Here is a 23,860-nt window from a genome sequence, read left to right as displayed (position 1 = left end):
TTTTTTTAAATAGGCTTTTTAATTTGTATACGCATCAAATGATAAATAATAAATCCAATAACCAATCCCCAAAAAGCAGATCCAATGCCCAAAAACTGAACTCCAGATGCAGACATTAAAAAAGTGATTAAAGCAGCATCACGATCTAAATCTTCTTTAAATGCGATACTGATGTTATGTCCAATCGTTGCAAAAAGTGCGATCGCCGCCAAAGTGGTGATCATTTCTCTAGGGAATGACAGTAATAATCCCGTTAGTGTCGCTGCAAAAATGCCCATAAAAATATAGAACACTCCACAAGAAATTCCAGCAATATAGCGTTTAGCAGGGTCTTGATGAACTTGTTCATCTAGGCTCACAGCTGCACTAATTGCTGCGATATTGGTTGAAAATGCCCCGAACGGAGCGAATATTGCTTGAGCAATTCCTGTCCAACTTACTAATTGGTTGACATGAGGTTTGTAACCATAGGATCTGATCATTGCTAAACCAGGTAAATATTGCGAAGCCATATTGATGATCAAGAGGGGAATAGCTAAACCCAGAATACTTGACCAGTGAAATTCAGGCTGAATCCATACTGGATACGTCATTCCGTAGTGAATTTTGGTTGCTGTATATTCAAAGAATAAAGGTGTGAGGAGAATGCAAGCTAATAATGTAATGACAATGGAGTGACGTGGTAATGTTTTTTTACTTACAAAATATGTACTTATCAAGACTAAAACATAGATTAATTGGTCTTGCATGACCGTAAATAATGTAATGCCAAATTTTAACAACACTCCAGCTAACATGGCGCTTGTAAGAGATTGCGGTAAAAATTCAAGAATTCTTTGAAATATTCCAAAAAAGCCCAATACAGCAGTCATAATTCCACATATTAGAAATGCCCCTATCGCCTCATTCAAATTGTATCCTGAGCCTGTAGCGATAATCAGTGCTAGTCCTGCTGTTGACCATGATGTCGCAACTGGATATTTAAACTTCCAGCTTAAGATCAGTCCTGATAATCCTATACTCAAACCCAGTGCCCAAAACCATGAGCTAATCTGTGCTTGATTTGCACCTAATACTTGTCCAGCTTGAATAACCAGTACAGATGAAACGCTAATGCCAATTAAAAATGTAATAAAGCCAGCGAAAACAGCAGGTAGACTAAAATCTTTTTTTATTCTTGTTATCACGTTTTTGAGCATTTTTATATTATTTCCCTAATGAGTCTGTGATCTTAAGATTACATTGTTGATGTCGCAAGTTTGATTCCGAACAATCCAAATAAAATACCAATAGCGGCAACAGAAGCAACAGCTACTTTATAATGCGTGTTGAAGTAATTTGAAATTTTGATACCTGTAAAGATCAACATACTTAAGTAGGCCATACTCATCAATTGTAAAATTACAGCAAGCATTAAAAAGCTTTGGGCTGGATAAGGATAAGCTGGATCTACAAATTGAACAAAAAAAGATAAAAAGAACAGTATTGCCTTTGGGTTAATTAGACTGATGAGTAATGCGGTACGAAAAGGATGAAATTTTTCTTGTTTTTGTTCAATAGAAACATTAGCTTGATCTTTACTTGGACGTTTCCAAGTTAAATAGGCTGCATATATTAAGCGGATACCTAAATAACTAAGGTATAAAGCACCAATAATTTTTAGGGCGAAAAAAATCCAGGGAAATTGATGCAATAATGTTGCGGCACCTAAGACAGTTAGCAAAATAAGGATGCTATCTCCACACAAAATACCGAAAGCACCTTGATAGCCCACTTTTATGCCAAAGCGAGTCGCAATAGACATGACATAGAGAGAGTTAGGTCCAGGTAATAAAATAATAAGTAATGTACCTATTAAATAGGTTGGAAGATCAGTTATACCAAACACTCATTTATCTCTTAAAAATAATCGAGCTCCTAAGAGCTCGATTGAAAGAATGATGGATAGGTGCAATTAAGCTTTAATATCAGCATCTATGCCAAATGATTGTTTTAACAGAGAGCTGAGTTGATCTCTTGCCTTAATAAAGCCATCAATACCGCCTTGCAATAATTGCGATGCCATAAGATCTTTCTGAATTTGCGCTTTAAAATCTATTTCAGTGATTGGACTAAGCGATTCGATATTTGAGCTGTGTGCATTTGCATTTAACTGAACTTCAACTTGGCGATGATCTTGAGCCAACTCATCAAGTAAATTTGGTGATACAGTTAAGAGATCGCATCCAGCAAGTCCAAGAACCTGTTCTACGCTACGAAAGCTTGCACCCATAACTTCAGTTTTTACCTGATTTTGTTTATAGAACTCGTAAATATGTTTAACGGATTGCACACCAGGATCTTGTTCAATTGGATAGTGATCCACATTTTCAGCTTTTTTATACCAATCGAGGATACGTCCTACAAATGGTGAAATTAACGTGACCTGAGCATCCGCACATGCTTTTGCTTGATGTAAACCAAACAACAAAGTTAAGTTGCAATGAATGCCTTCTGCTTCAAGAACCTTAGCAGCTTGAATACCTTCCCATGTTGAGGCGATTTTAATTAAAATTCGGTTTTGATCAACACCATAAGTCGCATAGAGTGCGAGTAATTCTTTAGCTTTAGCAATTGTCGCGGCTGTATCGTATGAAAGTGCTGCATCAACTTCCGTTGATACTCGACCTTTAACTGCTTTTAGAATTTCCACACCTAATTTGACAGTCAGGATATCAATTGTTCTATCGATTAACTCATCTGACTGATAACCCTCTGACTTTGCTTGATCAAATGCAGCTTCAATCAGTTCTTTGTTTTCAGGGAATGAAGCTGCTGCCGTGATGAGTGAAGGGTTAGTGGTAGCATCCAATGGCTTAAATTTTTTTATAGCGTTTAAGTCACCTGTGTCTGCAACAATTGTAGTGAAGTTTTTTAATTGAGATAAAGCTGTTTCAGTCATTGCGATCTAATTCTTTGTTTCATTACTTATATCATCTTTATAACACATGATTATTTTGAAACATGCTACAAAAGTTTTAAATCAAGTCATTTTCCTACATTTTTCTTTTATTTCTGATGTGATGAATTAAAAATTGAGCAGCTTTGCCCAGTGGTTGCTCTTTACTCCAGACTAGATCGATAAAATAATCAAATTTTGGGGTGAAATCTGAAAATTGTAGAGCTTTAAGTTTTTTCTTTAATGTTGGTTGTTCTATCAGCATTTCAGTGGGTAAAACCCCCCATCCAAGTCCTTGTGAAATTAATCTACATGCAGAATGGTGATTGTCTGTACGCCATGCATCTTTGGAAAAGAGTAACTCTGGTTTAATGTTTCGATCGCGACTAGCGACTACAATCTGACGACTTTGAAAAATTTCTTCATAGCTTACTTTTTGATTTTGGCACAGCGGATGATGAACAGATGCAACTGGAATTAAACTTTCTTTCATCAATTCCACAAATTGTTCATTTGCCTCAATATGCTCACGCTCAAACATCAAGGCTAAATGTGCTTTACCCGTTAAAATCATTTGTTGAGCATCTTCTTGTGGTGCGCTGAATATATTGATTTGTAGTTGAGGAAATTGTTGTTCTAATAAAACAATATAATCAGTCCATCTACTATGCAGTAACTCAGATACCACCACAATATTTAATTCGGTTTCGATGCCGCTACTCAAACCAAATGCATGTTGTTTCCATTGATTCATTTCAATCAATAAATGATTAGTACGTTCATACAAAACTTTGGCTTGAAGTGTTGGTTGTGGTTCACGTCCTATTCTTTCAAATAGATGAAGATTCAGATCAATCTCTAAATTGGAAATCGCCATACTGACAGCAGATGGGACCTTGCCTAATTGACGTGCGGCTGCGGAAAAAGAACCTGTTTCCATCACCGTTTTAAAAACGACCAATTGTTCTTGATTAATATTCATGTTTGTTCTTTCAAAAATTTTGATAGATTCTAACTCGATCATTCAATATTTTGAAAATAAAATGCGCTCATGAATAACAATATTGATGAGTGAACGCATGTTTTTTTCTAAGAGAAGAATTATTCACGCAATAAGCTATGAAATCATTCTATTGGTGATCATCGCAATTTCTTTGAGTTTTATTTTTGAAGTTCCAATGGAGATTGCAGGTACATTAGGTGTTATTATGGCTGTGCTCTCAGTGATCTGGAATATGATTTTCAATCATTATTTCGAAAAAATTGAAGCGCGTAATCAGTGGAAGCGTACTGTAAAAATTCGTATATTGCATGCGCTAGGATTTGAAGGTGGCTTGATGTTAGTAACCATCCCAATTGTTGCATATATGATGGATATGACGCTCATACAAGCTTTTATCGTCGACTTAGCTTTGACGCTTAGTATTCTGGTGTATACGTTTATATTTCAGTGGTTCTATGATGGGGTTGAAGCTAAACTGGGTTATGCACCTGAGAGTTTAAATCATTAAAACTTAAAATAAAAAAGCATCTCAATAGAGATGCTTTTTTGTTAAGAACATCGATTTATTTTTCAATAATAGCCGTTACACCTTGACCACCTGCAGCACAGATCGACACAAGTACACGACCTGAACCTTTTTCATTTAAAATTTTTGCAGCAGTTGCGATAATACGACCACCCGTTGCGGCAAATGGGTGACCCGCAGCCAACGAAGAGCCTTTAACGTTTAACTTCGCACGATCAATTGAACCTAAAGGTACATCTAAGCCTAGACGCTCTTTACAGAATTTAGGATCTTCCCAGGCTTTTAATGTAGAAAGAACTTGAGATGCAAATGCTTCATGAATTTCATAGTAGTCGAAATCTTGAAGTTTTAAATTAGCACGCTCGAGCATACGTGGAACTGCGTAAGCAGGAGCCATTAACAAACCTTCTTTTTTACCAATGAAATCTACAGCAGCAGTTTCAGAGAAACTTAAATACGCTAAAATTTCGTGACCATTTGCTTTAGCCCATTCTTCTGATGCTAATAATACACAAGAAGCACCATCGGTAAGTGGAGTAGAGTTACCCGCAGTCATTGTACGAGCATCACCTTTGCCAAACGCTGGCTTAAGTTTTGAAAGCTTTTCTACAGTTGAATCAGGACGTAAGTTGTTGTCGCGCTCAAGGCCAAGGAATGGCGTCATTAAATCGTCAAAGAATCCTGCTTCATAAGCTGCAGCCATTTTCTGATGAGACGATGCAGCAAGTTCATCTTGAGCTTCACGAGAAATGCCCCACTCAAGTGTTGTGATTGCTTGGTGATCGCCCATAGATAAGCCAGTGCGAGGTTCACCATTTTTAGGCGCGTCTAGCAAATCTTTTACGTTAATTTTAGTTAACGCTTTAAGGCGATCTTTACCTGTTTTTGCAACATTGAGTTCTAAAAGAGCTTTACGTAATCCATCACCAAATGCGATAGGAGCATCTGAAGTGGTATCTACACCACCTGCAATACCCACCTCAATTTGACCTAGTGCAATTTTATTCGCTACGAGGAAAGCAGCTTGAAGCCCAGTGCCACAAGCTTGTTGGATATCGTAAGCTGGAGTTTCAGGTGCAAGCTCTGTGCTTAACACACATTCACGCGTCATATTGAAATCACGGCTGTGCTTCAGTACAGCACCAGCAACGACTTCACCCAGACGTTGACCTTGAAGATTAAAACGCTCAACTAGACCATTCAATGCCGCTGTAAGCATATCCGTATTTGTAGCTGTGAAATAAGCACCATTAGAACGTGCAAAAGGAATACGATTACCACCGATAATTGCAACACGGCGTACAGTATTTTGAGTCATAGTTTTTTCCTGTTCAGCGGAAGATTGAGTCGTAGTTGCTGAAGTTTGATTTTCAGCTTTAGTTTTATTTGTTGCTGCTGTTTTTTTGCGAGTCGTCGACGTACGAGGGCGAGTCGCTTTTGGAGTATTTGCGTTGTTGGCGCTGTTTGCATTACCACTACTCGCATTTGAACGAGCTTTTGATGTATTTGACACAGTCGCTTTCGCAGAATTCTCAGTTGTTGGATTTTCTTGAGTTGTTTTGCTCATAAGGCTTTTCCAAGCATATTTGGGATATTCTTGAGTGCTACATTAGCATAATCGCTAAGAGGTCGTATTGACTAAAATGACATTTAGCAATGCTTTCAGGTCAAGACATACATAGAGTAACTCAAGTATTATTTAACTGAAACGCAGGGATCGATTAATTTACTAAGTATCAGAGTTTGAACTGAACTTCATCTACATCATAGATCCTTCAAAAAATTATTCTATCGAGAGATCATATTCATGACTGACCAATATCAAGCTTTTGCAAAATCTCCAATTGGTAAATTTGTCATCAAAAATTTAGGTTTACCATCTCCAATTCACTTAGATCGTTTTGAATCAGCAACGCCTGTTGTTCAAGGCGCTGTTTTATTCGGTTCTGCGTCTAAAAGTCTTTTTAATGGTGAAATTGCGCAAGTTCTGAGTAATATTCATGCCAACAGCTATGCGGGAAACAATGCTGAGTTACAACAAGCTGCAGCTAAAGTAGGGTTGAACTTAGGTGCGTTTAATGAAGGCGATAAAGAGTCGAAATTCAAAGCAGTTGTTTTTGATGCTTCGGGTATTCAGGACTCTGAACAGTTAATTGAATTGTATAAATTCTTTAATCCAATTGCTCGCCAAATTCAAACTTCAGGTCGTGTAGTCGTCGTTGGCTTGACACCAGAATCAGCACCTACAGTGAAACAAGCGATTGCTCAACGTGCATTAGAAGGTTTCGTGAAATCTGTAGGTAAAGAATTTAAGAAAGGTATTGCTGCACAATTGGTTTATGTAGATCAAGATGCTGCTTTAAATCTTGAATCTACACTTCGTTTTGTACTTTCTCCGCGCTCAGCGTATGTATCAGGTCAAGTCATTCGTGTTTCAAAAGCAAATGTTGTTGATGTTGACTGGACTAAACCACTTGCGGGCAAAACTGCAGTGGTCACAGGTGCAAGTCGCGGTATTGGTGAAGCGATTGCGCATGTTTTGTCGCGTGATGGTGCTCATGTCATTTGCTTAGATGTACCACAACAACAAGCAGATCTTGATCGTGTTGCGAGTGAAATTGGTGGATCGACTTTAGCGATTGATATCACTGCACCAGATGCTGGAGAAAAAATCAAAGCTGCAGCGGCTGCTCAAGGCGGGCTAGATGTGATTGTCCATAATGCCGGTATTACACGTGATAAAACGCTTGCTAATATGAAGCCAGAGCTTTGGGATCTTGTGATTAACATTAACTTATCTGCGATTGAGCGTGTGAATGACTATTTGTTGTCTAATGAAGGCATCAATGAAAATGGTCGCATCGTTTGCGTATCTTCGATTTCAGGTATTGCGGGTAACCTCGGTCAAACGAACTACGCAGCTTCTAAAGCTGGTGTGATTGGTTTAGTGAAATTTACAGCACCAATTTTGAAAAATGGTGTAACGATTAATGCTGTTGCTCCTGGATTTATTGAAACTCAAATGACAGCAGCGATTCCATTCGCAATTCGTGAAGCGGGTCGCCGTATGAATTCGATGAGTCAAGGTGGTCAACCAGTTGATGTGGCTGAAACAATAGCATTATTTGCTTCATCAGCTTCAACGGGGCTGAATGGAAACATTGTACGTGTGTGCGGTCAAAGTTTATTAGGTGCTTAAGCTTTAGTGGTCATAGATTGTTAAATGAAAGAGAGTAATGTTCAGGCATTGCTCTCTTTATTGCTCGTATGATTTGTTATGATCGTTTTGTTGAGCTGCAAACTGTAAATTTTTTATAAAGATAAATGGGAATTTTTAACATGAAAACACGTCACTTTAGTCAATTGCCAAAAGCTTATTTAGCTTATCCTAAAGTCATTAAAGGTTTAATTTTTAAAAAACCGAAAGGCGAAAAGACACTGCCACAAGTGGATTACATCGTTGATGAATATCGTGTTGATCATGACCATTTAAAATCTTATAACGAAATTTGTGGTTATAAGAATAATGGATATGTACCATCGACTTACTTGGCAGTCATTTCTCAAAGTTTGCAGATGCAAATGATGACACAAGAACCTTTCCCATTCGCATTGTTGGGTTTAGTTCATATTCGTAATCAAGTTAAGCAGTACCGTAAAATTGGAGTGAATGAAACCATCACGCTATCATGTAAATTTGGCGAGTTAAAACCCCATGATAAAGGTTTGCAATTTGATTTTATTACGACTGCAAAAGTAGGTAATGATGTGGTGATGGAAGGTTTAACGACCTATCTTTCTCGTCAAAAAACAAATATTTCATCCGCTTCAAAGGCTAAAGAAGATCAGTTGCCTAAATTTAAATCACAGGGAAATTGGAAAGTCGCCGAAAATACGGGTCGTCGTTATGCGCTTGTTTCAGGTGATTTTAACCTCATTCATATTCATGCAGTTACAGCGAAAGCATTTGGTTTTAAACAAGCGATTGCTCATGGAATGTGGAGTAAGGCTAAAGCATTAGCAAGTATTAGTTTACCGGATGCTTATGATGCTGATGTTTATTTTAAGTTGCCTATGTTTTTACCATCTGAGGTTGAATTTTTAACGGGTGAGCGCGATCAAGCGACACATTTATTAGTTCGTAATGCAAAATCGCAAAAACCTCATGTTTCAGGTGTTGTGAAACCACTTTAATAAATGCTCAAGGCCTAACATATTCGTTAGGCTTTTTATAACTATAAATCAAGGATAGAAGATGAAAATTCTAAAAGATTTAATTTACGCTGACACATATAATTATAAGGGTACGGTTCACCATCAGTTTGCAGATTTGGCACATTTGTTTAGTCGTTTACAAGACTCTCGTGCGGAACAAGGTGGTGCATCATTGGCTGTATACTATGGCCAAGAAAAAGTGGTTGATATTTATGTTGGAAAAAAGTCTGCGAGTGAAGAGTGGTCAGAAGACACGATGGCGATGTGCTATTCCACCGGAAAGGGGATCTTAGCGACTTTGGCACATATTCTAGTGAGTGAAGGGAGATTAGACTATCGTCAACCCATAGCTGATTATTGGCCAGAATTTGCTGAACATGGAAAATCTAAGATTACTTTGGCTGACATATTGAGTCATCGTAGTGGTTTATATGATGTTAGAAATGTCATTGCTCAAGCATCTGAAATGGCAGACTGGGATCATATGCTCAATGTGATGGCTAGCGCGACACCACGTTTTAAACCCAATTCAAATTATGCATATCAAGCACTTACGTATGGCTGGTTATTGGGAGGGCTGATTGAAAAAGCGACTCAGCAAAATCTTTCTGATCTGATGAATCAATATTTAGTTGAACCACTTCAATTAGATGGTGCCTATTTTGGCGTCCCTCAGGATCAACTTTCAAGAATAGCTAAACCTTTAGAAAAACCAAATACTAAAAGAAAGCCATCAACTACTCAAGTTGCACAACAAAAGCAGAAAAAACCGAAAATTTCATTTTCGGATCGGATCATTCAATATTCTGGTCAAAACCCTGATGATTTTATAGATGCAATGATTCCTAAAGGGATGAAGGGATTTAGCTTTTTTGATGATCGTGTTTTGACTCAACCCATTCCTGCTGCAAATGGTGTATTTACAGCCAGAAGTTTAGCGAAAATCTATGCCATGATGGCGCACTATGGTCAGTTTGAATCAAGACAATTTATCAAGCCACTTGTATTCAAACAACTTTCACAAATACAAAGCTATGATCGAGACAAGGTGATGCCAATACCTATGCATTGGCGTTTGGGTTATCACAGAGTTATCACGCTGGGTAAAAGTGCAAAAAACGGTTTTGGTCATATGGGTTATAACGGATCAGGGGCTTGGTGTGATCCTGAAAGAAAATTAAGTTTTGCCTATACCCATAATTATCCTGTTGGGTCTATTACAGGGGATTATCGTTTGTGGAGTTTATCGCAAGAGGCATTGAGATGTGTAGATCACATTAATAATGGTAAAAAGGGATGGTTTTAACATTTACAAAGGGGAATTTGTATTTATAATGTACACTAACTTTAACTAAAATAAACAAATAGTGACATGATGAATAAAAAAATTACCTTTTTACTAATGGGTTGTTTGATGAGTGGTGTTGTGGCAAGTAGAGTACTTACACCAAACCAAAATCAGCAAAGCGGTCAGATTCCGAGCGGTTATGCTGAATTAGAATTTAAATTGGGTGATGGAAATTGGACGAAGCAAATCTATCTGCCAAACAATCCAAAAAATAATGACAAGATTAGAATTTCTTCGACGGCGGGATATGCTGCATATCTAGATACTTCCAATATAGATATTCCGCTTGAATCAATTCAAATCAATAGAGGAAACACATTCGACTTTATTTATAGTGAATCTTTAAAAAAATGGCGAATCAACAGTACACCTAGTGCCATTGTCGATAATTCAAGTGTACAAAATATTGTATCTAATCAACAAATAATACAGCGAGTTCATCTAAGAGATGGCGCTTGGGCAAAGAAAATAGTCTTGCCGAGTGATGTGGCTAACAATACGGTGATGTTGATTGAATCTGATGCAGGCAGGGATTCATCAATTGATACAACAAATCTTCTTTTTTCGAGTAATTTTAATTTAAAAAAAGGAGATCGCTATTGGTTTGTATTTAATCAAAGACTAAAAAAATGGGTGCCTGAATATATTAAGCCGAGACAACTAAATGTTAGTTCAGTGGGTACTCAGTTAAATAAAACCGATAGCCCTTTAACTGAAATTATTTTTGGTGATGGAAACTGGGTGTCACAATTCACATTACCAAGTTCAGCATATGACCGTGATCGTGTGATCGTGAAGTCGACTGCAACATGGGAAGCTACTATTTCAAATCAGAATATCAATACCTCAGCAACTTTAAAACTAAATAGAGGTGATCGATATGAATTTATGTTTGTAAAAGAATTAGCGAAGTGGATTTTAGTCTCTGCACCAGAACGTGTGATACAAGCGAAAGATTTAAATAATCAAAAAGTTCCTGATCCTAAACAACCAGTGACACGTGTTAAGTTGGCAAATGGAAATTGGCAATCAGTAATTAATTTAACTGATCGTGCTCAAATCAATGACAAGATAATCATAAGTTCTGGAGCGACGTGGAGCAGTACAATTCAAGCATCCAATAATTTACGACAAACGATTCAAACTGGTGAAACGCAACGTTTTGTCTATACATCTCAAGGATGGCAAGCTGATAGTTCAACGATTGACATGCTTTTAGTGAGTAGTCCTGCTGTTGCAGAGAAATTAGGTGCAAATGCAGCGAAAATTAGATTGATTGAAGGCTTTGACCTAACCAATGTGTCTGCAGAGAATTCAAATGCCAAGTTTTATCTGCGCAACGTTGGTTACCTGCAATATAAAACACCAGGTTCTAAAACATTAAACAACGTCCTTGATATTGGTCGTGTGGACAAAGTTATTCAGAATGAGCGTAATCGCTTAAAAGCTGATGCTATATATTATGAAGGTGATGAAGAGGGCTGTGGTTTAGCGTACTTACTTGTAAACCCTAACTCCAATTATATGATCGGTAGTGGAAGTATTAACTGTGGAATCACTGTTTTACGTCATGAATTCGGTCATAATATGGGGGTGGATCATCATGATACCGCTGGACCAGCACGTGGTTTGGAGCATCCTTTGGGTAGTACGATTATGGGAGGTAATAGTATCTCTTATTTCTCAAGCCCAGATTTATTCCATCCAAAGTATGGATACCAATTAGGGGGCACGAATGATCGTGATGCTGTCACTATGATTAATAAAAATGCTAAAGCAGTGTCGCTATTCAAATAATCTATGAAAGTAATTTATATTTTATTGGGTGTAGCAGTCTTTGTGACTGCTACATTTACGTTATATTTAAAACCTGAAAAAGACAAATCATCTGCAAGCTTACAGCAGCATCAAGTTGAAAATGAACTGGGTCAAAATGTTAATGCTCATGACGAACGCCTTAAAAATAAGAATGAGTCATCGAGTTCTCATCTGATGCCTGAGCTTATGCCTGTACTAGAACAAAATATTGAACGGCATATGATTCTTCCAGAAAGTTTTCAGCATCGGGCTGACACGGGTTATTTATTTAAGTTTAGCCCTGATCAAGTGGCGAGCATGAAAGAGGGCAGTAAATTTCCCTTGAAACTTTTGCAATTTGGTATCAATCGTGTGGCCGAAATTACTGAGATTGAACAAGTTGAGGATGGAATTGTGAGATATAAGGGGCAATTTGAGGATTATCCTGCTGATCTAAACTATTTTACGATTACTCAAAGTATTGAAGATCAATATGCAATTATTAAAGTTTATACAGATAAAGGGTCATATTTTGCTGAAGTAATTAAAGGGATTGGACTCGCTTACCCTGATCAAGTTTTACATGATGATGGGGTTCACGTGCACCAACATACGCATTGATTCATATGCAGACTTGAGATATGGTAATTTTCACAAAATTGTTAAAATTGATTTGTGATTATGCGCCGTAGTACTGTCATCCCATTCGTTTTGATCTCGTCGATTCATATGGCTTCTTGCGATCAGTCCACGCAATCAAATCAACTCTTGAAACAGAATGATTCAATAAAAAATCAAGTAACACCTCAATATATTGGTTTGTATCAAGGTACTACGCCATGTATGGGGTGTTTTTCGCGTTGTGAGGATTGTCCTGGTATGGCTGTTGATTTACAACTTAACGCAGACCAAACGTATGTATTATCACGATTAAGTCTAAGTGGTCATAACCAAGCAGAAGAAATAAAAGGTCAGTTTAAATTCATTAATACTGAGAAGTCTGTGATTCAATTAAGCGGTGTCCCAACCAGAAATATCATTCTTGTCGATTTGGTCAACAAAATGCTAGAAATTCGTATCGATGGGACTGGTGAGGAATACGAAAATTTTGATGATTTTAGTTTGAATTTAACAGGTTAAATTTTCCCAAGAAAAAAGACTTGGGTTTAAATTGTTTTTTGAATGTATGAATGATCTGTAACGCATTCACTCTTGCCAAAAAAAACAGTATGCTTAGTCCTGTAATTAGGGAGCATTCATGTATCAGGTTCTTGCGCGTAAATATCGTCCACGTAATTTTTTAGAATTGGTTGGTCAAAACCATGTGTCGCGTGCATTAACCAGTGCTTTAGAGCGTGGTCGACTGCATCATGCTTATCTTTTTACGGGGACGCGTGGCGTTGGTAAAACGACGATTGCAAGGATTCTTGCTAAATGTCTGAACTGTGAAACAGGTGTAACATCTACACCGTGTGAAGTATGTCCAACGTGTACCGCAATCAATGAAGGTCGATTTATAGACTTAATTGAAATTGACGCAGCATCCCGAACCAAAGTTGAGGATACACGAGAATTATTGGATAACGTACCTTATGCACCAACGCAAGGTCGTTTTAAAGTGTATCTCATTGATGAAGTACACATGCTGTCCACACATTCATTCAATGCTTTACTCAAGACACTTGAAGAACCGCCTGAACATGTCAAATTTTTATTTGCGACGACAGATCCTCAAAAACTTCCAATTACGGTTATTTCACGTTGTTTGCAATTTACTTTACGCCCATTGGCGGTTGATGAAATCACTTCACATCTCACACAAATTTTAACTAAAGAATCAATTAATGCGGAAGCTGATGCGATTTGGCAGATCGCTGAGTCAGCACAAGGTTCTTTACGTGATGCACTGTCGCTAACAGATCAAGCAATTGCATATGGGCAAGGTGCGATTCACCACCAAGATGTGAAAGAAATGCTGGGTTTGATTGATCGCACGATTATTTTCGACCTTATTTTGGCGATACATCAAAATCAACGTGCTAAAGTCAGTGCTTTATTACTCCAATTCCGTCAACAAGCACTTGATGTTTCTTTGGTGTTGGATCAACTCATTTCAACTTTACATGAGTTGGCTTTACTCCAATATTTACCAGACTTGAGTTTAAAATATAGTGCTGAGATTAATCAGAAAATTATGCAGCTTTCGAGCATGATTTCGGCTCAGGATCTACAATTGTATTATCAAATCGCATGTAAAGGTCGTGCTGAATTACAAATTGCAGTGACTCAAGAGCAAGGCTTTGAAATGTGTGTGCTCAGGTTGTTGGCATTCCGCCCGATGGCGAATAATGAGCAGCTGACCACTCAAGCACCTCCAGAAGAATCAAATGTCTTAAAAGAAGCTGAAAATTTCAATCAGATTTCGACAGAGAATTCAGAATCTATACCGGCAGATCATCAAGAAGCAGGATCGAAAATTAGTTCACCTGAGAATAATACGAGTTTGATTCAGCCTAGTCGTGATGTAAATGATGAGGAAAATACGGATTTAATCTTATTTCAGCAGATGATGGCATCTGATGATGAGGTTATTCCAGCTGAGTCAATTCAGCCTGAAAAAACTGAATCTGAAAGCTTACATTCAACAGAATTAAATCATGCGGATGATGTCGGTCAGTCTGTATCTGTTGAGGTGAAACAAGAGAATTTAACCAACTCTGTGGTAGGCAGTGAGGAGATTGAGCTGACTTCATTTGGAGCAAGCTTTAATTCAGAACCTGTTGAATCTTCAATTGTTGATCAAGACAATATTTTCTTTTTAGAGCCTAAACCAAATGAACTTTCTGCTGAAAGTGCTGAATTGTCAGTTCAAGAAGAAGGAACATCGAATGGCCCTCATTTCCAAAGTCTAGATCTACCCGATGAGAATAAAATTGTTGTCACAGATGTTGGCTTAAAAGGTTTAATGCCTCAAGATATTCTTAAACTTGAGCCTGTCGAATTGGAAGGTGAATGGGATACTCAAAAGTGGGAATATTGGTTCAGAAATAGTCCATTAACACCTGCGGTACAAGAATTAGCACAACAAGGTCTTATGCAAGGTCAAATTGATGGGACATGTGAATTCTATATCCCTGCAAAATACGAAGCTTTATTGCACTCGCTCATTCCGAGTTTAGAAGCAGCACTCAAGCAATCATTTTTAAAATCTCAATTAATCGTAAAATACAACGAACCAAACGGTGAAACGCCTTTCGATCTGCAGGAAAAGCGTAAGCAAAAGGCATATCGACGTGCTGAAGAATTGATTCATCAAGAACCCGTCGTGGAAGACTTGTTAAAAACTTTCGGCGGTGAGCTACATAATATTCAGCTTAAGTCTTAAGTTTATTTTGTTATAAACGTAGTTAAGGCTTCGCGTATTGAGTTTGGTAATTCAATACTTTTACGAGAGTGACGGTCGACAAATACATGGACAAAATAACCTTGAGCAGCAGGCTCTGATTGATTTTTCTTAAATATTGAAATGCTATACGTCACTGAAGATCGTCCAATCTTTTCGATAGCGACAGCAACATCAATCACTTCGGGGTAGGATAGTTCAGAAAAATATGTACATTTTGATTCAACAACGAGCCCAATGATAGGCGAAGTTTTAAAGTCAAATAGTGCGTGTTGAATAAGTAGCGCATTTGCGGCGGTGTCAAAGTAGCTGTAATAAGTGACGTTATTGACATGCCCATACACGTCATTATCAGCCCAACGGGTTTGGATTGGAAAAAAGAATTGATAGTCAGCTCTGGTTTTTTTTGAAATAGTTGTCATATTTTATTTAGAAAGTTGATTAAAGATTCGAGTCATTTAATGATAAATTGCTTGGTAGATGCTTAAAGCATCAGCATAGCTTAGAGCTCTAGGATTGTTTTGTAAGAGGCGCGTTTGTTGCATTGCATCATTAGCTAACATCTCTAAATCTGATTCTTGTACACCTAGCTCATTGAGTTTTAAGCTCAACCCACTCTGGCTAACATGCCTTTCCATATGATCGATAAACAAATCACATAAGCCATCAGTATTGCCTTTGCTATAAGGGTCAATCCATTGCATCAGTTCAGCATAGTATTTCTTCGCTTGAGGTGCATTGAATTTCAGTGTTTCAACAAGCACGATTGCATTGGTATGACCATGCGATAAGTGATAATGCCCGCCCAAAGGATAGGCAAGCGCATGAACCGCTCCAACAGGTGCATTTGCAAATGCCTGCCCAGCCAACATAGAACCTAAGAGCATTTTTTGACGCGCTTCTAGGTTTTGGGGTTGCTCTAGAACAAGTTTTAAATTTTGATTCAATAAATCCAATGCTTGTTTAGCGAGCAAATCAGAATAGAAATTTTTCTTTAGTTTTGAGGTGTAGGCTTCAATTGCATGCACCATTGCATCAATTCCTGTTGCTGCAGTGATGTGAGCCGGAAGACCTTGAGTAAAAGTGGCATCTAAAATGGCAGTATCCGCATACAGAACGGGTGAAACAATTCCTGTTTTTGTTGTTTTGCCTGTAGTGACAATAGAGATTGGTGTAACTTCAGAACCCGTACCTGCAGTTGTAGGCACTAAGATGAGTGGTAATCGTGGCGGTTGAGCTTGATTGACGCCATATAACTCAGAAATCGTTTGGGTTTGATTGGGGTGTGAAAGTACGGCAATAACTTTTGCCACGTCTAAAGAGCTACCACCGCCAAAACCAATGACTGCATCAATGTGTAAACGTATTGCTTCATCTACTGCATTTAAGATGACTTCCTCAGGAGGGTCTGCAACGACATCGGAAAAAATACTGAACTCAGTCCCAGTAGCGTTGAAAATGTGAAGAATAGGTTGGTGGAGGTGATGATCAATCATTCCTTGATCTGTGACGAGAAGAACTTTATTAAATCGATGTTGTTTTAAAATTGAGCCAAGCTGTTGAATACTCCCTAAACCAGAAATAATATTCCCGACAGTTTGAAATTGAAATTGGCTCATCACACATCCTTTTTGCGCTTTAAATAAGATTATTGTTTTACAGTTCTATAGGATTCACTCCTTAAATAACTTAACATATGCACTGCGAAAGTATATGTATTTTTGAGGCGAAGATGACGACGAAAATGCCATACAAAATTTTATGTGTATGTTTAGGAAATATTTGTCGTTCCCCAACAGCAGAAGTGGTAATGAAACACTTTGCTGATTTAGAAAAATTAAATATTCAAGTTGATTCAGCTGGAACCAGTAATTACCACCCAAACAAAGCGCCTGATCATCGAAGTCAAAAGCACGCATTGAAACGAGGATATGATTTATCTTCATTACGTGCGAGACAGATTCGTATTGAAGACTTTCAGGAATTTGATTTAATCTTGGCGATGGATCATGAAAACCTAGTCAATATTCAGAAACTGCAAGCTGAAGCAGCGCAAATATTTCAAAACCATGAACTGCGAGCAAAAATAGAGCTCATGAGTGCCAAGGATCCTTCATATTTAAATCAACCCGTACCAGATCCTTACTATGGTGGAGATGATGGCTTTGAGTTGGTCTTAGATCAATGTGAGTCGAACAGTAAAGCATGGATTAGTTACTTAAAACCAATGTTGCAGCAGTCAAACGTTGAGTAAGATGAAAATATGATTGATATTCAAACCAATATACAACTCCAGTCTTTCAATACGTTGAATTTAAATGCTGTTGCATCCCATTATTGTATTGTTCGATCTCTTCAAGATTTGCGAGAAGCAATTCAATTTGGTGAGCAAGCTCAATTAAACATGATGATACTTTCTGGGGGGAGTAATATGCTGCTTCCCGAGTATTTAGATGCTTTAGTTGTTCAATTACATTTAGATGATCTTGTCCTGCTTGCTGAAGATGATACCAATGTCACAATTCGAGTAGGTGCTGGACGTCACTGGCATGAGTTCGTGCTATGGACAACAGAGCAAGGTTTCTATGGATTGCAAAATCTCGCATTGATTCCAGGGTGGGTGGGTGCTGCACCTGTTCAGAACATCGGTGCCTATGGTGTTGAAGTCGGTGAATTTATTGAATTTGTAGAGGCTTTTGATCGTACTAAAAATGTAATCGTTCAAATCCAAGCGAGTGATTGTCATTTTTCATATCGACACAGCATTTTTAAAGATCACCCTGAGCGGTTTGTTATTACTGCGGTCATCTTTAAATTACTTAAACAGCCACAACTCAAAATGAATTATGGAGATTTAAAAGCTGCGATGGGCGATGACATTACGCCATATAATTTACAGCAACAAGTGATCAAAATTCGTCAAAGTAAACTCCCAGATCCTGCAGAATATCCAAATGCAGGGAGCTTTTTTAAAAATCCGATTTTAATTAAAACGAAATTTGAGGAAGTTTTACGGCTTCATCCCACGATTCCACACTATCCTCAAGCGGATGGTTCTGTAAAAGTTGCAGCTGGTTGGTTGATTGACCAATCAGGCTGGAAAGGAAAAAAATTAGGAAAAGTGGGAATGTTTGATCGACAGGCTTTAGTTTTAGTCAATTACGCCGATGCATCTCTCACAGATGTGCAAGCAACCTATCGCTCTGTGCAGCAAGATGTGTTAAATAAGTTTGGTATTTTATTAGAACCTGAGCCTGTTTTGTTCGATCAAAAAGGTTCTATTCAATCTCATTTGGTTTAAAAAGGACAATATGTCTAGAAAACATTGGATGGTGACAACGGTGCGTATGATGGCGATCATATTCGCACTTTTGGGCTGTCTCATGGTTTTCTGGTATACACCATTTTATTCAGCACTTGTTGTGAAATCACTTCACGCATTTGTACCTATCAAAGTTGACGAAATTGCGGCCAAGAGCCAGCAAATGGCAGCGTTAACTGATAAGGAGGATTTGGAGCCTGGTTCAAGGCTGTGGATTGCAAGACAAGCTTATCTCAAACTTATTGAAGAACAATTGAATGATCAAGGGGCTGAACAGCTTGCTGAAATTCAAACTCGCTATGTTTTATTAAAACAAAAAATTAAAGATGAATTGCTTATAGATGCAAATACAAAGAATGAAACTAAAGAGGATGTTGTCTTCGCAATTGATCAGCCTGATTTAGCCAGTGATGTTGCCATAAGCCAAACTGATTCAACAAACTCATCCATCAATGAAGAAAAAAATCAGCGCTTGGCTTTAATGGAAAAATATGAATTTTTCCTTAGAAATCATCCCTTAGAAGAAGACGAGGTTCAAACATTAGATCCGCAAATCTACAAAGATATCGCGTTGATTCAAAATGAAAATAAAACTTTATCAAATCAACAAGATAAACCTTATGCGATAGTAGTGTTGGGTGGTGGGTTGACGCTAGGGGATAATAAAATTGATATCGTAGTTAATGATTATACACGCTCTAGACTAGAAAAAACACTTGAGATTGAGAAGCAAACGGATTTACCTATTGTGTTGAGTGGTGTTGAAGCACCGTACATGCAAGCTTGGCTAGCATCGCGTGGCGTAGAAGCGAATCTATTAGAGCAACGCAGCATGAATACCTGTGAGAATACACGCTTTAGTTCATTATTATTACAAAAAAAAGGAGGAGCGCCGACAGTGATTCTGATTACCGATCGTTATCATATGACACGTACACGACGTCTTTTTGCTTTGAACGGTATCAAGACAATTCCTGTTGAAGCGCCCATGCCTACAATGCTGACAACATGGCGTCCTAGCCAATTAAATTACGATCACAGTCGTCGTGCAAATTATGAATTACTTGCCACGATCAGAGATGTAATGTTTGGCTCTAGCGGTTGTCGGGAGGTGCCATAATGTCTGATATTCCATTTCTGAATCCAAATGTGTTGAAACAACTCGATTTACCCATTCCGAATCGAGAACAAACACCTTTAAGATTGGAACCATTAAATTTAAATCGACCTTATTCTCCTTCGAAAGAGATTCAAGCTTATCGTCATCTTTACGCACTTGATCGTCTTGAAGCGAATTATTGGCAGGGTTATATCAAAATGCCTTTGTTCAAACTTCATGTGCAGGTGTATCAACCTCGCATAGAGCAGGTGAAAGGTACTGTATTCTTATTGCATGGCTATTTGGAACACAGTGGGATTTACCAACCAATTATTGGTGAATTGCTGGATCAAGGGTTTAGTGTTTTAACTTATGACTTGCCTGGACATGGGTTAAGTGATGGGAATGCTGCCAGCATTCAGAACTTTGATCATTATCAGCAAGTACTCCATGCGGTTCACCAATATGTAAAACAAGCGGATCAATTGCCTAAACCATGGCTAGGTATCGGACAGAGTACTGGTGGTGCAATTTGGATGCATCATTTGTTGGAGTTTGCTGAACAACGTAAAAATCCAATTGTAGAACGCGTATTGCTCTTGTCGCCGTTAGTCAGACCTGCAAAAACAGCATGGTGGCATAATCCAGTAGGCTTAGGCATCATTCGCCGTATCAAACGTGAAGTTCCAAGACATTTTAAGCGCAATAATCACAACCCTGAATTTTTAAGATTTGTACGTCTAAAAGATCCATTACAACCGCGTATGATGGGGATGGATTGGATATTAGCAATGTCAAAGTGGATGTTGGAAATGGAAAATCGACCTGCATGCCGAATTCCAGTATGGCTCGCTCAAGGTGCCCAAGATCAAACCGTAGACTGGCGTTATAATATCGAATTTATTCGCAGAAAGTTTCGCCTCCAGACCTTGCTTATGCTAGAGGAGGGATCCCATCAGTTGATCAATGAGCGTGCTGATATACGGGCAGCATTAACGGGTCTAATCCCAGCGTTCTTGCATGCTCAAAGTCATAAAGGATACTTTTAAAATAAAGGTGCTGATTTCAGCACCTTTTTGATGAAACTAGAATTTGCTGGCATCTGCCAAATTCCACATTCTGAAATAGAAATTTTCTTCGTCTTTATCTTTACAGTTCAATAGTTGACCCGATTCTAACCAAAAATGTAATTGAGCATAATTTTTGATTTCACGATCATTTATACGTTGCGCGAGATGATGAGCTTTAATTTCACTCGGATGATTTAAACCTGCAGCTGCTATCATTTCTGCTAGTGCATGTAATGTATTTTTGTGGAAATTATAAACACGTTCTGCTTTCGTTGGTACATGGACTGCTTTTTGGCGCTCAGCATCTTGTGTTGCTACCCCAACTGGACACTGATTGGTATGGCAACTTTGAGCTTGGATACAACCGACAGCAAACATAAATCCACGAGCTGAATTCACCCAATCTGCACCTAAGGCAAAGGTACTTGCAATATCAAAAGCACTAATGATTTTACCACTTGCACCAATTTTTACTTTATCTCTTAATCCAGCACCTACTAAGGTATTGTGTGCAAACAATAGAGCTTCACGCAGAGGTGTACCGATATTATCGCTAAATTCAATCGGTGCAGCACCGGTTCCACCTTCTGATCCATCTACGACGATAAAATCAGGAACAATATTGGTTTCAAGCATCGCTTTGACAATACTCATAAATTGCCAAGGCTGTCCGATACATAATTTGAATCCAACAGGTTTACCACCTGATAGTTCACGTAACTTTTGAATAAAATACATCATTTCAATCGGTGTATTAAAGCTAGGGTGGCTTGGCGGGGAAATACAATCGCGATCACGAGGAACACCACGAATTTTCGAAATTTCTTCTGTAATCTTATGTTTGGGTAAAATACCGCCGTGACCTGGTTTTGCACCTTGAGACAGTTTTAGCTCAATCATTTTGATATTGGGATGTTTAGCTTGAGCTTTAAATTTTTCAGGATCAAATAGACCTTCTTCAGTTCGACAACCAAAATATCCACTGGCGATTTGCCAAACAATATCTCCATTATTTTCAAGATGGTAGGGGCTTAGGCTTCCTTCGCCAGTATCATGATAGAACTGACCCATGTGGGCACCGAGATTAAGTGCGCGTATTGCATTAGCACTTAAACTCCCAAAACTCATTGCTGAGATATTCATGATTGATGCACTATAAGGTTGAGCGCACTGATCATTACCCACTTTAATACGGAAGGTGCTGGTATCAGCTGGGAGTTTCGGTGCAAGAGAGTGGGTAATGAAACGATAGTCCTCTTGATATACATCAATAATTGAACCAAAAGGCTTATCAGCATTTTCATTCTTTGCACGCTGATAAACTAAGCTACGTTGCATTCTTGAAAAGGGTAAAGCGTCTTGGTCTGATTCAATAAAATATTGACGAATTTCGGGTCTGAAATCTTCAAATAAGAAGCGAAAATGCCCCATGATTGGGTAGTTCTTCAAAATTGAATGTTTATTTTGAAGTACATCATATAGGCCTAAGACACTGAGTAAACTGGTCAGTAGCCAAATAATATTAATGACACTGTCGGATAGAAAATAATAAATATAATGGGGACTGTAAAATAGCCTAATCCACGTAATACTCAGGGCGATGATAATACATGCGAACCATACAGAATGTCTTGAAAAAAAAGTGTTCAGTAATTTATGTCTTATTGCTTGAGCAGGACTTGCCATTTTTATTTTCCATCGTTCTTTACTGTAATTACCTTACGAACTTCTATGGAATCAGACAAGTAGTGAATTGTTAGCTTACAGCTGTAAGCTAACAATTTATATTTATGGGTTTAGTTTTCTTCCGAAGGTAGCAACATAATGATCGAACTGTTCAAAAGTTCTGCGAGATCTTCAAGAATATGTTGATCATATAAACTTTCATCTAAAGCGATCATTTCACCATCAGCGATACGTTTTAAATGAGGTTTAAATTCTTCGGAGATACATAAGCGCTCTCCATTCGCCCAAAAGTTAAGTTCATCATTGAAGTTGCTATAAAGCAAACGTGAAGCAGGTTCGATTTTTAATAAATAACCTTCTTCAAGTGCTTCTTCTAAATCACCTGTTCCAATTTCGTCATTTTCTGGAATATTGTTAGGATAACCAGGTTGCGAAGCGAGACACATGATGGCTTCATTTAGCATATGAGGATTTTGCAGTTGAGCTAAAAGTTGTTCGCGCAAATAGCTAAGCTCATGATCTGAAATTTCGCCGACAGCAGTGCTGGCAGAGCGAGTGACATCTAATAATGGTTTTTTCAGTTGCTCTTGTTCTGAGAAAGAATCACCAAGACTATCCATCATGTCTGAGATATTTGGCATGCGGAACCCGAAAGAATAGGTTAAACACTCATCTTCAGCTACGCCATAATGAGAAAGACCTGGTGGGACGTATAGTAAATCGCCCGGCGCCAAAATTTCATCAAAATGAACTTCCATTTCTTGCAAAAGTTTTAAAGGCTGACCTGCAACGAGTGCCGTCTGTTCATCACACATTTGCCCTAATTGCCAACGGCGATGTCCGTAACCTTGAACTAAAAATACATCATAAAAATCGAAGTGCTTACCGACAGAACCACCTTGTGGTGCGTAAGATACCATAATATCTTCACGACGCCATTGAGGAATAAAAGGAAATTTTTTCCATAACTCAGCAAGATCAAACGAATAGTGATCGACCGCTTGAACGAGTAATGTCCATAATTTTGGCATTTTTTGGAAGTCTGCTTTGAGCAGTGGCGATGACTTCACATTCCATTGATTAGGGTCACGATCTTTTTGTTTGATCAAACGTGCAGTCACGTTTTCATCGAGTGCAAGCTCCATAACATCATTGGGTTCAAGTAAACCCACAATTTCAGGAACTGCATTACGAACGAGGAGCGGTTTTTTTTGCCAATATTCCGTAAGGAATTGTTCAGCGCTAATACCGCCGAGAACGTCTAAAGTTTGGGACATAATAAGGACTACAATTTAGTTTGGCTTATTGTCCCTTGAACGATGCAAGTTCTGCAAGTGACACGGCTTTAAAAGCGCATGTTTTCTTGCTTATGGATGATACAAATGAATATAAAAAAATGAATATAGCAGTTTTAAAGAAATAATTAATTTACACTTTGAGGGAATTTCTGTTA

At 38.2% G+C, this 23,860-nt stretch carries 21 protein-coding genes; 12 read left to right on the top strand and 9 right to left on the bottom strand.

Annotated elements, in window-relative coordinates:
• Window positions 1–5 precede the first annotated feature (5 nt).
• From CL42_RS05885 to CL42_RS05870, 4 genes are all read right to left on the bottom strand, one after another.
• Window positions 6–1,184, bottom strand: coding sequence for a benzoate/H(+) symporter BenE family transporter (locus tag CL42_RS05885; protein ID WP_035266135.1), 1,179 nt, complete (start codon window positions 1,182–1,184; stop codon window positions 6–8).
• A gap of 53 nt (window positions 1,185–1,237) precedes the next feature.
• Window positions 1,238–1,888: a leucine efflux protein LeuE gene (gene leuE, locus CL42_RS05880; protein WP_035266071.1), complete on the bottom strand. Its 651-nt coding sequence runs from the start codon at window positions 1,886–1,888 to the stop codon at window positions 1,238–1,240.
• 66 nt (window positions 1,889–1,954) lie between these two features.
• Window positions 1,955–2,941: a transaldolase gene (gene tal / locus CL42_RS05875; RefSeq protein WP_035266069.1), complete on the bottom strand. Its 987-nt coding sequence runs from the start codon at window positions 2,939–2,941 to the stop codon at window positions 1,955–1,957.
• A gap of 94 nt (window positions 2,942–3,035) precedes the next feature.
• Window positions 3,036–3,920 (bottom strand): LysR family transcriptional regulator, encoded by an 885-nt coding sequence (locus tag CL42_RS05870; RefSeq protein ID WP_035266132.1) that lies wholly within the window; start codon window positions 3,918–3,920, stop codon window positions 3,036–3,038.
• Window positions 3,921–4,017: 97 nt separating this feature from the next.
• On the opposite strand from CL42_RS05870, the gene aceI reads away from it, so the two are divergent.
• Window positions 4,018–4,449 carry a chlorhexidine efflux PACE transporter AceI gene (gene aceI / locus CL42_RS05865; protein WP_035266067.1) on the top strand — a complete coding sequence of 144 codons (432 nt, stop codon included), beginning with the start codon at window positions 4,018–4,020 and terminating at the stop codon, window positions 4,447–4,449.
• Window positions 4,450–4,504: 55 nt separating this feature from the next.
• Here aceI and CL42_RS05860 read toward each other — a convergent pair whose 3' ends face one another.
• A complete protein-coding gene (locus tag CL42_RS05860) occupies window positions 4,505–6,034 on the bottom strand; it encodes an acetyl-CoA C-acetyltransferase (protein WP_035266064.1) in 1,530 nt (509 codons plus the stop codon).
• 240 nt (window positions 6,035–6,274) lie between these two features.
• Between CL42_RS05860 and CL42_RS05855 the strand changes: the two genes are divergently transcribed.
• The 7 genes from CL42_RS05855 to dnaX all read left to right on the top strand — a co-directional run bounded on the left by CL42_RS05855 (window position 6,275) and on the right by dnaX (window position 15,212).
• Window positions 6,275–7,666 (top strand): 3-oxoacyl-ACP reductase, encoded by a 1,392-nt coding sequence (locus CL42_RS05855; RefSeq protein ID WP_035266061.1) that lies wholly within the window; start codon window positions 6,275–6,277, stop codon window positions 7,664–7,666.
• Window positions 7,667–7,806: 140 nt separating this feature from the next.
• Window positions 7,807–8,661: a MaoC family dehydratase gene (locus tag CL42_RS05850; protein WP_035266059.1), complete on the top strand. Its 855-nt coding sequence runs from the start codon at window positions 7,807–7,809 to the stop codon at window positions 8,659–8,661.
• Between the two features lie 67 nt (window positions 8,662–8,728).
• Window positions 8,729–9,988 carry a serine hydrolase domain-containing protein gene (locus CL42_RS05845; RefSeq protein WP_035266131.1) on the top strand — a complete coding sequence of 420 codons (1,260 nt, stop codon included), beginning with the start codon at window positions 8,729–8,731 and terminating at the stop codon, window positions 9,986–9,988.
• 108 nt (window positions 9,989–10,096) lie between these two features.
• Window positions 10,097–11,827 carry a metalloendopeptidase CpaA gene (cpaA, locus tag CL42_RS05840; protein WP_228133234.1) on the top strand — a complete coding sequence of 577 codons (1,731 nt, stop codon included), beginning with the start codon at window positions 10,097–10,099 and terminating at the stop codon, window positions 11,825–11,827.
• Between the two features lie 3 nt (window positions 11,828–11,830).
• Window positions 11,831–12,448, top strand: coding sequence for a metalloprotease secretion chaperone CpaB (cpaB, locus tag CL42_RS16450; RefSeq protein WP_051586535.1), 618 nt, complete (start codon window positions 11,831–11,833; stop codon window positions 12,446–12,448).
• Between the two features lie 60 nt (window positions 12,449–12,508).
• A complete protein-coding gene (locus CL42_RS05830) occupies window positions 12,509–12,967 on the top strand; it encodes a copper resistance protein NlpE N-terminal domain-containing protein (protein WP_035266055.1) in 459 nt (152 codons plus the stop codon).
• Between the two features lie 118 nt (window positions 12,968–13,085).
• The gene (gene dnaX, locus CL42_RS05825; RefSeq protein WP_035266054.1) at window positions 13,086–15,212 is read left to right on the top strand and encodes a DNA polymerase III subunit gamma/tau; all 2,127 of its coding nucleotides are present in this window, start codon (window positions 13,086–13,088) and stop codon (window positions 15,210–15,212) included.
• 2 nt (window positions 15,213–15,214) lie between these two features.
• Here dnaX and CL42_RS05820 read toward each other — a convergent pair whose 3' ends face one another.
• Both CL42_RS05820 and CL42_RS05815 read right to left on the bottom strand, forming a co-directional pair.
• A complete protein-coding gene (locus CL42_RS05820) occupies window positions 15,215–15,652 on the bottom strand; it encodes an acyl-CoA thioesterase (protein ID WP_035266053.1) in 438 nt (145 codons plus the stop codon).
• A gap of 36 nt (window positions 15,653–15,688) precedes the next feature.
• On the bottom strand, window positions 15,689–16,849 hold the full coding sequence (locus CL42_RS05815; RefSeq protein WP_035266051.1) for an iron-containing alcohol dehydrogenase: 1,161 nt from the start codon (window positions 16,847–16,849) through the stop codon (window positions 15,689–15,691).
• Window positions 16,850–16,962: 113 nt separating this feature from the next.
• On the opposite strand from CL42_RS05815, the gene CL42_RS05810 reads away from it, so the two are divergent.
• From CL42_RS05810 to CL42_RS05795, 4 genes are read left to right on the top strand one after another with little or no spacing between them, the layout of a single operon-like run.
• On the top strand, window positions 16,963–17,484 hold the full coding sequence (locus tag CL42_RS05810) for a low molecular weight protein-tyrosine-phosphatase (RefSeq protein ID WP_035266050.1): 522 nt from the start codon (window positions 16,963–16,965) through the stop codon (window positions 17,482–17,484).
• Window positions 17,485–17,496: 12 nt separating this feature from the next.
• Window positions 17,497–18,531 (top strand): UDP-N-acetylmuramate dehydrogenase, encoded by a 1,035-nt coding sequence (gene murB / locus CL42_RS05805; RefSeq protein WP_035266127.1) that lies wholly within the window; start codon window positions 17,497–17,499, stop codon window positions 18,529–18,531.
• A gap of 10 nt (window positions 18,532–18,541) precedes the next feature.
• On the top strand, window positions 18,542–19,672 hold the full coding sequence (locus CL42_RS05800; protein WP_035266048.1) for a YdcF family protein: 1,131 nt from the start codon (window positions 18,542–18,544) through the stop codon (window positions 19,670–19,672).
• The gene (locus CL42_RS05795) at window positions 19,672–20,700 is read left to right on the top strand and encodes an alpha/beta hydrolase (RefSeq protein ID WP_035266046.1); all 1,029 of its coding nucleotides are present in this window, start codon (window positions 19,672–19,674) and stop codon (window positions 20,698–20,700) included. Before CL42_RS05800 ends, CL42_RS05795 begins: the two co-directional genes overlap by 1 nt.
• 36 nt (window positions 20,701–20,736) lie before the next feature.
• Here the strand turns inward: CL42_RS05795 and CL42_RS05790 are convergent, their stop codons facing one another.
• Window positions 20,737–22,407: an FMN-binding glutamate synthase family protein gene (locus tag CL42_RS05790; RefSeq protein ID WP_035266045.1), complete on the bottom strand. Its 1,671-nt coding sequence runs from the start codon at window positions 22,405–22,407 to the stop codon at window positions 20,737–20,739.
• A 110-nt stretch (window positions 22,408–22,517) separates the two neighbouring features.
• A complete protein-coding gene (locus tag CL42_RS05785; RefSeq protein WP_035266042.1) occupies window positions 22,518–23,684 on the bottom strand; it encodes a cupin domain-containing protein in 1,167 nt (388 codons plus the stop codon).
• Window positions 23,685–23,860: the final 176 nt, after the last annotated feature.

The sequence above is a fragment of the Acinetobacter sp. Ver3 genome, assembly GCF_000632455.1.
In the GTDB taxonomy this organism is placed as follows: Bacteria; Pseudomonadota; Gammaproteobacteria; order Pseudomonadales; family Moraxellaceae; genus Acinetobacter.
The sequence above is the reverse complement of the archived record's forward strand: the minus strand, read 5'-3'. Positions and strand labels throughout refer to the sequence as shown.

Excerpts from the sequence above, each read along its gene's own strand:
- CL42_RS05850 (WP_035266059.1), top strand. The coding sequence starts at position 7,807 with ATGAAAACACGTCACTTTAGTCAATTGCCAAAAGCTTATTTAGCTTAT.
- CL42_RS05795 (WP_035266046.1), top strand. The coding sequence starts at position 19,672 with ATGTCTGATATTCCATTTCTGAATCCAAATGTGTTGAAACAACTCGAT.
- CL42_RS05785 (WP_035266042.1), bottom strand. The coding sequence starts at position 23,684 with ATGTCCCAAACTTTAGACGTTCTCGGCGGTATTAGCGCTGAACAATTC.
- aceI (WP_035266067.1), top strand. The coding sequence starts at position 4,018 with ATGTTTTTTTCTAAGAGAAGAATTATTCACGCAATAAGCTATGAAATC.
- CL42_RS05800 (WP_035266048.1), top strand. The coding sequence starts at position 18,542 with ATGTCTAGAAAACATTGGATGGTGACAACGGTGCGTATGATGGCGATC.
- CL42_RS05820 (WP_035266053.1), bottom strand. The coding sequence starts at position 15,652 with ATGACAACTATTTCAAAAAAAACCAGAGCTGACTATCAATTCTTTTTT.
- cpaB (WP_051586535.1), top strand. The coding sequence starts at position 11,831 with ATGAAAGTAATTTATATTTTATTGGGTGTAGCAGTCTTTGTGACTGCT.
- CL42_RS05815 (WP_035266051.1), bottom strand. The coding sequence starts at position 16,849 with ATGAGCCAATTTCAATTTCAAACTGTCGGGAATATTATTTCTGGTTTA.
- CL42_RS05870 (WP_035266132.1), bottom strand. The coding sequence starts at position 3,920 with ATGAATATTAATCAAGAACAATTGGTCGTTTTTAAAACGGTGATGGAA.
- CL42_RS05855 (WP_035266061.1), top strand. The coding sequence starts at position 6,275 with ATGACTGACCAATATCAAGCTTTTGCAAAATCTCCAATTGGTAAATTT.
- CL42_RS05790 (WP_035266045.1), bottom strand. The coding sequence starts at position 22,407 with ATGGCAAGTCCTGCTCAAGCAATAAGACATAAATTACTGAACACTTTT.
- CL42_RS05860 (WP_035266064.1), bottom strand. The coding sequence starts at position 6,034 with ATGAGCAAAACAACTCAAGAAAATCCAACAACTGAGAATTCTGCGAAA.
- CL42_RS05810 (WP_035266050.1), top strand. The coding sequence starts at position 16,963 with ATGACGACGAAAATGCCATACAAAATTTTATGTGTATGTTTAGGAAAT.
- cpaA (WP_228133234.1), top strand. The coding sequence starts at position 10,097 with ATGAGTGGTGTTGTGGCAAGTAGAGTACTTACACCAAACCAAAATCAG.
- dnaX (WP_035266054.1), top strand. The coding sequence starts at position 13,086 with ATGTATCAGGTTCTTGCGCGTAAATATCGTCCACGTAATTTTTTAGAA.
- CL42_RS05830 (WP_035266055.1), top strand. The coding sequence starts at position 12,509 with ATGCGCCGTAGTACTGTCATCCCATTCGTTTTGATCTCGTCGATTCAT.
- tal (WP_035266069.1), bottom strand. The coding sequence starts at position 2,941 with ATGACTGAAACAGCTTTATCTCAATTAAAAAACTTCACTACAATTGTT.